The organism is Sulfitobacter marinus (assembly GCF_900116285.1).
In the GTDB taxonomy this organism is placed as follows: domain Bacteria; phylum Pseudomonadota; class Alphaproteobacteria; order Rhodobacterales; family Rhodobacteraceae; genus Sulfitobacter; species Sulfitobacter marinus.
The window spans coordinates 20,545-32,098 of the sequence record NZ_FPAJ01000010.1 but is presented as its reverse complement, the minus strand read 5'-3'; the positions used below and the strand labels follow the sequence as shown (position 1 = coordinate 32,098).

10 protein-coding genes are annotated in these 11,554 nt (G+C 58.1%); 4 read left to right on the top strand and 6 right to left on the bottom strand.

The genetic code is table 11. The features are described from left to right. Positions 1-240: 240 nt before the first annotated feature. Together BM347_RS17175 and BM347_RS17170 are read right to left on the bottom strand one after the other, a co-directional pair. Complete coding sequence (locus BM347_RS17175) at positions 241-1,914, bottom strand: amidohydrolase (RefSeq protein ID WP_093917729.1); 1,674 nt, start codon at positions 1,912-1,914, stop codon at positions 241-243. A gap of 79 nt (positions 1,915-1,993) precedes the next feature. Next, positions 1,994-2,893 carry a LysR substrate-binding domain-containing protein gene (locus tag BM347_RS17170; protein ID WP_093917731.1) on the bottom strand — a complete coding sequence of 300 codons (900 nt, stop codon included), beginning with the start codon at positions 2,891-2,893 and terminating at the stop codon, positions 1,994-1,996. Positions 2,894-2,983: 90 nt separating this feature from the next. Here BM347_RS17170 and pcaC point away from each other — a divergent pair, with 90 nt between their 5' ends. From pcaC to BM347_RS17150, 4 genes are read left to right on the top strand one after another with little or no spacing between them, the layout of a single operon-like run. Beyond that, positions 2,984-3,364: a 4-carboxymuconolactone decarboxylase gene (gene pcaC, locus BM347_RS17165; protein WP_093917728.1), complete on the top strand. Its 381-nt coding sequence runs from the start codon at positions 2,984-2,986 to the stop codon at positions 3,362-3,364. After that, positions 3,361-4,092: a protocatechuate 3,4-dioxygenase subunit beta gene (pcaH, locus tag BM347_RS17160; RefSeq protein ID WP_093917727.1), complete on the top strand. Its 732-nt coding sequence runs from the start codon at positions 3,361-3,363 to the stop codon at positions 4,090-4,092. The genes pcaC and pcaH overlap by 4 nt, the downstream gene beginning before the upstream one ends. Further along, on the top strand, positions 4,092-4,697 hold the full coding sequence (gene pcaG, locus BM347_RS17155) for a protocatechuate 3,4-dioxygenase subunit alpha (protein WP_093917726.1): 606 nt from the start codon (positions 4,092-4,094) through the stop codon (positions 4,695-4,697). Before pcaH ends, pcaG begins: the two co-directional genes overlap by 1 nt. Further along, positions 4,690-5,526, top strand: a complete 837-nt coding sequence (locus tag BM347_RS17150) for a 3-oxoadipate:acetyl-CoA acetyltransferase (protein WP_093917725.1) — start codon at positions 4,690-4,692, stop codon at positions 5,524-5,526. Before pcaG ends, BM347_RS17150 begins: the two co-directional genes overlap by 8 nt. 327 nt (positions 5,527-5,853) lie before the next feature. Here the strand turns inward: BM347_RS17150 and BM347_RS17145 are convergent, their stop codons facing one another. Genes BM347_RS17145 through BM347_RS17130 form a run of 4 tightly spaced genes read right to left on the bottom strand, consistent with a single transcriptional unit; the run spans position 5,854 to position 11,539 of the window. Next, positions 5,854-6,966 (bottom strand): glycosyltransferase family 61 protein, encoded by a 1,113-nt coding sequence (locus BM347_RS17145; protein WP_093917724.1) that lies wholly within the window; start codon positions 6,964-6,966, stop codon positions 5,854-5,856. A 33-nt stretch (positions 6,967-6,999) separates the two neighbouring features. Continuing rightward, positions 7,000-9,297 (bottom strand): sulfatase-like hydrolase/transferase, encoded by a 2,298-nt coding sequence (locus BM347_RS17140; protein WP_093917723.1) that lies wholly within the window; start codon positions 9,295-9,297, stop codon positions 7,000-7,002. Further along, entirely contained in the window at positions 9,294-10,097 is an 804-nt protein-coding gene (locus tag BM347_RS17135) for a hypothetical protein (RefSeq protein ID WP_093917722.1), read from the bottom strand. Before BM347_RS17135 ends, BM347_RS17140 begins: the two co-directional genes overlap by 4 nt. Further along, the gene (locus BM347_RS17130) at positions 10,097-11,539 is read right to left on the bottom strand and encodes a hypothetical protein (RefSeq protein WP_093917721.1); all 1,443 of its coding nucleotides are present in this window, start codon (positions 11,537-11,539) and stop codon (positions 10,097-10,099) included. The genes BM347_RS17135 and BM347_RS17130 overlap by 1 nt, the downstream gene beginning before the upstream one ends. Between the last annotated feature and the right edge of the window lie 15 nt (positions 11,540-11,554).

Below are 11,554 nucleotides of genomic sequence, written 5' to 3'. Positions count from 1 at the left end.
ACCAAAACCTCGCCCCGCTTGGGACCCTCAAGGTTCACCTCCATGACCTCAAGCGGTTTACCCGCCTCAACAGCTACTGCCGCCCGTGTTCTCATCATTAGAAGCATCCTTTTTCTGTTTGCCGCAAAAGGCAGGCATTAGGTGTACTTGTCAAGTATCGGGCGTGGGCCGGGGCCAGCCCCCGTGGCCGCAAAGCGGCCCCTCCCCCGGGATTTAGGTCCATTTGGAAATATGGCGGCGTTATGATGCCTCGAATGTGATCTGGCCGTTACAAATGGTCAGGCGTGCAGAGGCATCGGTGATCCGGCTCGGGTCCAGCGCGGTGATATCATGAGACAGCACCACGATATCTGCAAGCAGACCGGGGGCCAGCCGCCCCTTTTGGTGTTCGCGAAATTCGACCCATGCGTTGTCGCGGGTGTAGCTGGCCAAGGTTTGCATCAGGCTTTGGGTTTGGTCGACCCAATCAGGGCCCAGATCAAGCGGGGCGATGGCCGCTTTGATATTTGTCATGACATCGATGCCGATCACCGGCCAATCGGTGCTGAATATGACCGGCGCGCCACTGTCGCGCAGTTGGGTCCATGGGTAGGCCGTCGCGATCTGATGCGGGTGCAGATATTTCCCAACGCCGCCGGGCGGAAATATCCCGCCAAAAGGGGCGTGGCCCGGTTGGATAGACGCCACAGCGCCCAGCGCAGCAAGGCGCGGCACATCATCGGGATGCATCGTTTCGAGATGTTCAATCCGGTGGCGGCTGTCGCGTTTGCCATTTTCTGTCTGGGCGGCTTGATAAGCGTCCAATGTGCGCCGCACGCCGCCGTCACCAATAGCGTGCACCGCGATCTGGAGGCCCATTTCGTCAATGCGTGTGCAGGCAACATTGAAATGCTCGGCGCTGAACACCGGATCGCCGTAGGTGTCGGTGGTATCGGGATAGGGCTGCAACATCAGCGCGGTGCGCCCTTCGATCACGCCATCAATGAACATCTTGACCGTTCCGGAATAGACCATGTCGCCGGTATAGGTCGCGGCCATCACGGCTGCCTCGGACAGGCGATCAAGCGGGTCTTCGGGCCGCAAGTGGAACGGGACCGATACGCGGCACAGCAAGGTACCCTCGGCCTCCATCTCGGTCAGCAGCTCGAGCTGATAGAAATTGCCGTCCATACATTGCACACCGGTGATCCCTTGAGCCGCGCAATGTTGCATGCCCCGCGCAAGGGCCTCTTTGTCCTTGGCGCAATCCAAACGGCTCGGCTTGGGCACCGGGTCCTTACCCGAAATCAATCCGGCCAAATCACGCCCGCCGTGGCGCGTCAGAGCCAGCACCGCGGCATAGGCACCGGGTTCACGCAATTCGCCAGTGGCCACGCCATCGCTGCCCATCACAATCTCGCAGCCCGCAGCGGTTTCACCGCCATGGAGAATGCCCGCCAGTTGCAATGCCGCCGTGTTGGCCCAGACCGTGTGATGATCCGGGGCGAACATGGCAAAGGGGCGGTCGGGGCAGACGATATCCAGCTCGTGCCGGGTTGGTGTTTTGTCGGCATGCAAGATTGCGTAATCGGCCTGCACCGCGAATAGCATCGGATCGTCGGGGGTGTTGGCAGCATAGGGGACGACAGCATCCTTTAGCGCCGCAAGGCCTTGGACGCCGTGCAAATCAAGATAACCCAGCTCGACTGATCCACAAAACAGATGCACATGGCTGTCGATAAAACCCGGCATCACGGTGGCTTTGCCCGCATCAATCAATCGGGTTTCGGGACCTGCCAGTGCGCGCATTTCCGTATCGGATCCCAGAGCGCGGATTTCCCCGCCGCCAATAGCAATCGCCGTCGCCCCTTGGGTGGTGGGGTCAAAAGTGATCAGCGCGCCGTTCACAATAATCAGGTCGGGAGGGGGCGTCATGGCGGTGGTATCCTTATCGTGGCGCAATGTTGCTTGCAGGCTAATCCCATGGTGGCGCGCACCGCAAGACGTGCCGTGTCTATTGGTCCGTTGCAAATTGCAAAGCGTCGATCATCGCCGCAATTTCAGTACTCTCGGGCAGGTTTTGGCGCAAACTGATTCCGACAGGCCCCGCCATCATCGGCGCATTCAGGGGAATGGCGCGCAGGCTGCCCTGTGCCAACTCCTGGGCGACAACACCGCGCGAAATGAACCAGATCGCATCGGTGTCCATCAAAACCTGACGACCAAAGGCAAGGGATACAGTCTCGAATGCCGGGGCCTGATCACCATGACCAATGCTGCGCAAATACGCGCGGACAAGCGGGCCGATCACGGCACCGTGCGGCGGCAAAATCAAGGGAAACCGGCCAAGGGCATCGGTGTCAAAGTCATCCGCCCAAGAGTGGCCTGCACGCACGACCGCAACCACATCTTCGGTATAGAGCTGGCGAAAGCTCAGCCCCTCCATCCGTTCGGCATCCGCCATGCGGCCCACCACCAGATCCAGACGCCCCTCGCGCAGTTGCGACAGCAGTAACCAGTTCGGCCCAGTGGACACGCGCACCAGACATTGCGGCTGTACGGTACGAAACCGGATTGCCGCGCGGGGCACCAGCGTTGTTGCCGCTGTTGGCAACGCACCAATGGCCAGCCGGGTTTGAGTGGCCCCGCTGGGGTGCTGCGTGGCGCGCAGCAGCGTTGTCATGGCCGAGCCAGCAAGCTTTTGAAACGCCTGCCCCGCCTTGTTCAGTTGAAGTTGCCGCAAGGAGCGGTCAAACAACTGCTGGCCAAGGATATCTTCAAGCTCGCGCAGGGTTTTGGACACGGCGGGTTGGCTAACGCCCAGTTGATCCGCCGCCGCCACGATGGACCCGGCTTGGGCGATGTCTAAAAACGTCGTTATGTGGCGCAAGCGCAGGCGAGGGTCTAGTTTCATAACTGCATGGTTATGCAAATTCCTGCGTTTCTCAATATCTTTAGGGTAAATGTTATGCGAAAACGGCATCAATTCCAGAAGGAGCGGAGAATGTCAGACAAATACGAGACCGGAATGAAAACCCGCCGCAAGGTGTTGGGCGACGCACATGTCGACAAAGCCGAGGCTGGTAAAACAGATTTTGACCAGCCGTTTCAGACGCTTATAACCGAAGGTGCTTGGGGCACGGTTTGGTCCAGCGACGAGATCACCCATCGCGAACGGTCTATGCTTACGCTGGCGCTGTTGGCGGCAACCGGTAATTTCGAGGAAATCCCGATGCATATCCGCGCCACAGCGAACACCGGGGCAAGCGTGACAGATGTAATGGAGGCCTTTCAACACGTGGCCATCTATGCGGGGGTGCCAAAGGCGAACCATGCCCTTAAACTGGCCAAACAGACCTACAAGGAAATGGGAGTAGACCTATGACCGATCAAAACGGCGCGTTCTTTCACCGCGACCGCAGCTGGCAGCCGCCAGCCTATTGCCCCAATTACAAAACATCTGTCGTGCGGTCGCCGCAAAAGGCGCTGATTTCGATGAACACGACGCTCAGCGAACAGACGGGGCCGGTGTTTGGTCACAACATTTTGGGTGCCTTGGACAATGATCTGATCCTGAATTATGCCGCCGAAGGCGAGATGGCGATTGGTGAGCGGATCATCGTGCATGGTCGCGTGCTGGACCAGAATGGTCGCGGTATTCCGGGGGTGCTGCTTGAGTTTTGGCAGGCCAATGCGGGCGGGCGCTATCGTCATAAGAAAGAGGGCTACCTTGCCCCGCTTGACCCCAATTTTGGCGGGTGCGGGCGTACCATCACGGATGAAAATGGCGGTTATAGTTTCCGCACAATCAAGCCGGGTGCCTATCCCTGGCCCAACCGCGCCAATGACTGGCGGCCCGCGCATATCCACTTTTCACTATTTGGCAGCGGCTTTGCCCAGCGTCTGATTACACAGATGTATTTCGAGGGCGATCCACTGATCTGGAAATGCCCCATAGTCGAAACGATCCCGTCGCGCGAGGCGATCGAACAGTTGATCGCGCCGCTGGATATGGAGAACACAGTGCCCATGGACGCGCGCGCCTACAAATTTGATATGGTCCTGCGCGGCCGCAGATCGACCCTGTTTGAGAACCGCAAGGAGGGTAATTGATGCAAGAGCTGAAACACCTCAAGGAAAGCGCATCCCAGACCGCTGGCCCTTACGTGCATATCGGCTGTGTGCCGAATTTCTGCGACATCAAAGGCGTCTATCCCCATGATCTGGGCGATACGATGGTGAATGCCGAAACCCGCGGTGAGCGGATCACGATCAAAGGCACCGTGTATGACGGCACCGGCACCCCGCTAAAGGATGCGATGGTCGAGATATGGCAAGCGGATGCCAACGGGATCTATCCCAGCAATGACCCGCGCGGCGCTGCTGATCCGAACTTTACCGGATGGGGGCGCAAGGCGGGCGACTATGACACCGGCGAATGGGCATTTGATACGATCCGGCCCGGTGCTGTGCCGTTTCCCGACGGGCGGATGATGGCCCCGCATATCACATTCTGGATCGTGGCGCGGGGCATCAATATTGGCCTGCACACCCGCATGTATTTCCCCGATGCAGACAACGGCGCCGACCCGCTGCTGATGCGTATTGAACATCAAAACCGCGTGCCGACCCTGATCGCGCGGCTGGAAACCGATGGCGTCTATCGGTTTGATATCCATCTTCAGGGCGAGAAAGAAACGGTATTCCTAGATGTCTGACCCTTGTATCCTTTGCGTGGCCATTACCGGCAGCGTTCCCACCAAAGCGGCCAATCCGAATGTGCCCATTTCAATCGCCGAACAGATTGAGAGCACCCACGAGGCGTTTGAAGCCGGAGCCAGCATCTGCCACGCCCATGTGCGCAACGATGACGAAACGCCATCATCGGACCCCGAGAAATTTGCACTTCTTCAGGAAGGTCTGGAGAAACACTGCCCCGGCATGATTATCCAGTTTTCCACAGGAGGCCGTTCCGGTGCAGGCAAAACCCGTGGCGGCATGCTGTCGTTGCGCCCTGATATGGCATCGCTGTCGGTGGGGTCGAATAACTTTCCCACCCGCGTTTACGAGAACCCACCGGATTTGGTCGACTGGCTGGCGTCTGAAATGCGCAAACACGAAGTGGTTCCCGAAGTCGAAGCCTTTGACCTGAGCCATATCCTACAAGCGATCCAGTACCACAAAGACGGCAAGCTTTACGGGCGGCTTTATGTGCAATTCGTGATGGGCGTTAAGAATGCGATGCCGGCCGACAAGACCGTGTTCGATTTCTATGTTGAACAGGTCAAGGCCCGTGCGCCTGATGCGGCATGGTGTGCGGCAGGTATCGGCCCTAACCAGATCGTTGTGAACGAATGGGCGATTGCAGCGGGCGGCCACACCCGCGCAGGTCTTGAGGATAACGTGCGCCTTGATCGTAACACGCTGGCCCCGTCAAACGCAGCGCTGATCAAACGCGCCGCCGACCTGTGCGAGAAATACGAACGCCCCGTCGCCACGTGGCAACAGGCCCGCGATATTTTGGGCCTGCGCAGCGTCACCGCCTAAGAAACCAGCCTGCCCGCTGCGTCAGTTCTCGCGCACGGGCAGGTTCAACGGCACTGCGAAAACAAGAAACGGATCAGGGCACGCGTGCGGGGGCTACCAGCTCAATATTGGGAAAACGTCCAGAACATTGGCAACAAAACCTTTCCCACTGTGTAGCGCGAGATGTGGAAGCCCATGCAGTGGCGCGGCCCGTTGCCGAACGAATGGTGCGCCTCGGACGCTTATTCCATCCATGCTAACTGCATTGGTCCCCTTCCCAGGTCACGAACAATAAAGTGTTCGATAGGCAAACAAGAGGGATAGGAACAAATAAAGCAAAGCCCGGTGCTAAAGGAAAATCTCGTCGAATTTCATTTCGAAGTCAGTTTCCATCCGCTCGACCTCCCTGCCCACTTCGGCCTCGGTCGGGTTTACCCAATCCGCCTTTTCGATTAGCCCCGCGCGTCGCAGCGTTTGGCAGGTTTTCTCGAAATCAATCAGGGAATACACCTCATTATATTGGACCTTTTCACCGCGGCGAAACCAAAAACGGGTGCAGGCATCGACCACATCAGGGGTTACCCCTGCAAACCATTTCAGTTGCAGTTGAAAATCCTCAAATATCGTACCGGGGCGGCGCAACAAAATGCCGATCTTGCAGGTTGGGCCGACCACAAAGGCGGCCAGATGCAGCGCCGAATTATCCGTCGACACGATCATCGAAGCGCCTTTGTAATACGCGAGCTGGGTTGCCAGATCATGCTGCTGAGGGTGAAAGATCGTATAACCCTCGGCCTCCATCTTGGCCTCGATATAGTCTTCAAGCAGAAAGCGCCCGCGTTTGCGAAACAACGCGCTGCGCGAGATATAGATTTTGTCCGGCCCCCCAGGTTTAACCCGTTGACGCAGTCGACGGTCGGTAAAAGCGCGGAATTCGGGGCTGCCTGACATCAAATCATTCACACCAAACCCCTGCGGCGCGACCACCAGACGTTCAATGCGCGTGGGCTTGTTAAAGGCGGTCAGGCGGGGCATCTCACCCAACTGTTCGGCGATCACCTTGACCATACCAAGACTGCGTTCAGGCCAGGTGATCGGGTTTTTAGGGATAAACGCCACCGCATCAATCGCGCCATCAAATTCATCCACGGCCCAAAGCCGCGCCAGCGATTCACACAAAGCGTGGCCAAAGTGACCGTATGACAGCCCCGCATATAACATCGTCCCGGAAAGTTCACGGTCCACCTCAGCCTCGGCTGGCAGGATCGGTTCAACGGTTGTCGGTCTGCGGCTTGACCGCCATGTCATCGCATCCACGCAGAAGTTGCCCTGCGCGTCGAACACCCCCGCAGGGCGCGCCATCTTGCGGCGGTTACCCTCGCCCCATGGCACGATCAACGCATTTTCAACCACGCGGATTTGACCAGCCAAAGGGGTTTCAGGGTCGAACCTTAGCGCCATGTGTATGCCCCGACTACGTTCTTCATGGCATGCTTAACCTTGGGTGATTTGGGTTTGTAATGTTGCCTCGGACACCAGGCCATTGATGCGGATAATAGCCACGCCCAAACGGATGTCAGCACGGTCGTTACCGGTGATCCGCAGTTCCGGCGAGGTTCGCCATGCGGACAGGTCCAGCCGATACGCATCAGACCAGCCGTTGATCTCGGTCACGCCGCCATATTCCACATGGAACACCACTGCCCCCTCGCCCGGTTCGATCGTATTATGGCCGCTGCCAACGTAAATATGATCGTCTCCGCCAGCGGATCGCACGATGTTGCGCCCCGGCCCGGTGTGAATTTCCGATCCGCCCGGCCCGTCTGCAATGTCATCATTGCCCGGACCGCCGTAAATCTTGCTGCGCCCCTCGCCCCCTCGAATAACGTCGTCGCCCGCGCCACCGTCCAAGATATCACGACCATTGCCGCCATAAAGCGTGTCGTTTCCCGCGCCGCCATAGAACATATGCACGTCCTTGCCGCGACCCGATTTGGCTATCAGCAGGTCATCGCCTGCCCCGCCGAAAAAAGTGGCTCCTGCATATTTCGCACCGATCATTACATCGGCCCCGCGGCTGCCCTGTACGTTGACGGCGACACGTTCGGATGTCTCAAAGTTCATGGGCGTATCGGGATGCGCAACGATGGTGATTTCCTTGCCTTCGCTGGCGTTTTGTTCCTTGCGTGACACCACCGTCGCGATGCGGATATTCTCGATATAGGCGGGCATGTGCAGCACGTAATCATCCGGCCCCGCCATGTACCAAAGCGTGTCGTTGCCGCCGTCTTCATCCTCGGTAATTTTCTCGGCGTTGGCACCATAGGCCCAGTAATCATTATCGGCGTTACCGCCTGCCAGCACGACTGATCCATCCAGCGCCATCATTGCATTGACCCCGCGCTGAGGGTTCTCGAACCCGCGCAGATCAAGGCCCAGTTCCAGCGCGTTATCCACCATCGTGGCACGCAATGCATCCAAGGGCGCGTCGGCCACGATGTTCGTCGTCTCGCCCGGATCGGCGACCAGATCATAGATATGCTCTTCGCCATTGGGATAGCGAAAATAGCGATAGCGACTTAGGTCGGGTTCGGACGACCTGACAGACAGGGTGCCAAACACCGATGTCACAGGCGATTTGCTGGCGTCATACCGGCCAAAGCTGTCATCGACCAAGGGCAGCAGGCTTTGCCCCGAGGTCCAGTTTGGTCGATACGGCAGACCGGCAAGATCCATGATCGTTTTGGGCACGTTGTGCAAGGACACTGGCAGATCAATCACGCACCCCTCGCCCATGCGCGCATTCCATATGCCAAGCGGCACATGGGCGGCACTGTCCCATTGGCTCATCTTATGAAAGCTGTCGTGGGTACCAAGATTGAAACCGTTGTCCGACAGCAACACCACAGTGGTGTTCTGCCCCAATTCAGAGGCCCGCAACGCATCCATAAACCGGCCAATTTCCGCATCCACATGGCTGATCGCGGCGAAATAGGCGCGGACAACTTGACGCCACGCCTGATCGCCAGCCTTTTCCGGCGTCCATGGACCGTTAGCAATATAGGCGGCCTCGTAGACGGCCATACCCTCTTGCGGGCCAAAGTAATCCTCGGGCGCGGCGGTGGTCGGCCAGCTGATTTTATCGACGTCATATTGCTGATAAAACCGATCCGGGCATTGCAGATTATAATGCGGATGTTTGAAGCCAAGCTGGATAAGATGGCGGCGTTTGGGGTCGGCGCGGCCCAGATAATCGATGGCGTTTTGCGCGACCATGTTGTCATAGAACTTGCCGTCCTGACTGCCATCATCATCGGGGTGGTTGATTCCCGCGATCCCCGGCCCTTTATCAAGGTATATTTTGACGTTACTGCGCTTGCCCGCGTCCTTTGCCTCGGGCTGTTCATGGAACAGGATGCGGGCGTATTCCTCGGGCATGGGCTTGTAATTGCTGTCGACCTTGCCGGTGGTGAAAGTACGAAACCCTGCGCGGCGTAGATCGAATTGCCAGCCCGCCGTAGGGGGCAAAACATCACGCCAAAACCGGTTAAGGTCGACCAGACCGGTGCGGAACGGCGAAAGGCCCGTGGCCAGTTCAGCCCGGCACGGCGCACATAGCGGCACCGTGGCATAGGCGTTTGCAAAGCGTGCGCCCTCGCTCATGAAGCGGTCGATGTTGGGGGTGCTGATCGTCAGGCCGAACGCATTTCGCCATGTGAAAATATCGATCATGTCATCGATCCAGATGACGCAGATGTTATCCCCTGCAGCGGTCTGTTTGCTAAAGCTCATGACGCATTCCCTTGCGTTTCGACAAAGCGGCAGGCCCTAGCGATCTTGGCCAGGTCGTCAGCCGTGGTGCCCGCGTTATCAAGCCAGAGTAACACGTCATTGATCACCGAACTGCCTAGCGTTTTCACGATACCTTTGCGATGTGACCGGCATCCGACGAACAGATCGTTGGGGCCAGTAAGTGCGTCATTCAGGGACGTGCTGGCGTCGGGGGTGATTTGAGGCGCGGGAAAGTGCATGCCGGTTTTGCTGGCTGTCAGGCTAAGCTTGCCATGATCATAACCGGCCAAAACCCACATGTCCGGGCCCGGTGCGGGCAATGATAACTCGATCGATCCGGTATCATCGCGCCATTCCAGCACGCCGTCTTTCTCGGACAGGAACAGATAATTATCGCCATCGGCTGGGTTCAACGTGACCAATGTCCGCGCCTGAGCGTCAGGAGACCTGAGCCGCAGCGCGCAGCAGAATTGCTCGGCCTCGACCACAGCTGCATTGACCACTAAACCGCAGTTCACCTCGCGAATAAAAACGACCCCGCCTTCAGGTGCGGGGCGTGCATGATCCTGGTTTGGCTTGGCGGGACGAGCCGTAATGCCCAACCCGTTTTCAGGTGTCCAACCGGTGATGGCCCCACCTTCCGACAAGGTCATCGCCGCCTCATGGCCTCTGTACCAAACCGCTTCTGCGTCGTTGGGATGAATGGCGAGCGATACCGCCCCGGTGGGCGCAGCTGTATCGCGTAAAATCACGGCGTCGGGCAGGTCGATATCGACAAACAAGGGGGCTAATTCATCCATCAGTGCACAGGTAATGCTGCGGGCAATGCCCAGCGATAAAGGGTCTGACCTGTCGCACTTTGCAGTTTGAAACCGTCACGCAGCGCCCCGCGGTTTGCGGGCATTCCATCGTCTGACGCTGGATGGCCCAGCGCATAGCACAATGTCAGGTCCGCGCCCTTTGGTGGTTTATCGCAAGTAATCAGCAGATCATTCCGGTCTTTGCTGTCGACGCGAACGTCGATGATTTTGGCACCATTCTCGTCGCCTTCAAAGAGGAAACCACAGGCCTCGCCTGCGTTCAGCGGATCATCTTTATCCAGTACAAATGCGCCCATCCCCTCGCCCCGACAACGGATCACTTTGGGGTCATTTTCGCGTTCGGCCAGCAACAACACGGGACAGGCCCACGGCGCATCGCTGTTGCGCGCCTCAATCGCGCAGCTTTCCATTTCAGCCATCTGAAGACGCGCATCCGGCGTGGCACGACCAAATGCGTCTTGGGCGAACATATACCCGGGGGCCGCAAAGACGTGATCATGATCCCCCTTGTTCCATGCAAAATCCCATTGGGCGCGCAAGACGGGGCTGTCGGAAATATCAGCTGTGCCCGCATCGAAAATCGCGGTAAACAGCGGCTTGCGCAATCCATTATCCGCAAACAGATCGATGATCTGGTGCATCACGCGATGCATCCCAGCGATCCAATCCGGCCCGCGGCTGGTAACGTCTTCGAGGGTAAAATCCAGCCCAACCGACAACACTTTGGCCGGTTTGCCAAGTGACCGCGCCGCATCGCACAGATTCTGAACCGTCTGGCGAAAATTATCAAATGCCGCGCCTTCTGACAGGGCGATGATGCTGGCCGAACTGTCCGTTTCAGAACGCGTATATATCAGCGGCAAGGCACGGTGGTCGGCCAGTCGGCGGCGCAGAATTTCATTGGCGATCAGGCTATCGCGGGTCTGCTCGGTCAGCCGTTGGATGACATCCGTCGCCTCGTTCGCTTGAGTGCCGGATGCCCCCGCTGGGCCCAGATCATCCCCCGTGGTGACAACGTGGTAGGGAAAGGACAACGGCTCATTTGCGGTAACAGCACGCCGCGTGCCACCAAACGAAAGCAAACCGTACACCGCGCCTGCGGTATCCGCGATGATGTCAGGCGCGCTGGCATCATCTGACACCTGAACCCGGCGGCGGAATTGGCGCGGCCCCTGCGCACCGGGCAGATGTGCACCGAACACAAACCATTTCCCGTCTTGGCGCAGGTTCCACGCATCTACATCGCCCAATACAGCCGGATCAACGGCCACATGCCCCCCCAGCGCTGGTAGACGTTTTTGGATGTCCTCAATCACGCTGTCCGACAGGTTCATCCGCAGACCGGTTTCATCAAAGCCGATAACGTCGCCGTTTTTCGCCCTCAGAAGAATGCCGCGTTTTTTGGCCCCGTGGTCTTGCATTGCGTCTATATTCCC

Bases quoted from the DNA above. Each gene is read 5' to 3' on its own strand.
- BM347_RS17150 (WP_093917725.1), top strand. From the start codon at position 4,690: ATGTCTGACCCTTGTATCCTTTGCGTGGCCATTACCGGCAGCGTTCCC.
- BM347_RS17130 (WP_093917721.1), bottom strand. From the start codon at position 11,539: ATGCAAGACCACGGGGCCAAAAAACGCGGCATTCTTCTGAGGGCGAAA.
- pcaG (WP_093917726.1), top strand. From the start codon at position 4,092: ATGCAAGAGCTGAAACACCTCAAGGAAAGCGCATCCCAGACCGCTGGC.
- BM347_RS17135 (WP_093917722.1), bottom strand. From the start codon at position 10,097: ATGGATGAATTAGCCCCCTTGTTTGTCGATATCGACCTGCCCGACGCC.
- BM347_RS17140 (WP_093917723.1), bottom strand. From the start codon at position 9,297: ATGAGCTTTAGCAAACAGACCGCTGCAGGGGATAACATCTGCGTCATC.
- BM347_RS17145 (WP_093917724.1), bottom strand. From the start codon at position 6,966: ATGGCGCTAAGGTTCGACCCTGAAACCCCTTTGGCTGGTCAAATCCGC.
- BM347_RS17170 (WP_093917731.1), bottom strand. From the start codon at position 2,893: ATGAAACTAGACCCTCGCCTGCGCTTGCGCCACATAACGACGTTTTTA.
- pcaH (WP_093917727.1), top strand. From the start codon at position 3,361: ATGACCGATCAAAACGGCGCGTTCTTTCACCGCGACCGCAGCTGGCAG.
- BM347_RS17175 (WP_093917729.1), bottom strand. From the start codon at position 1,914: ATGACGCCCCCTCCCGACCTGATTATTGTGAACGGCGCGCTGATCACT.
- pcaC (WP_093917728.1), top strand. From the start codon at position 2,984: ATGTCAGACAAATACGAGACCGGAATGAAAACCCGCCGCAAGGTGTTG.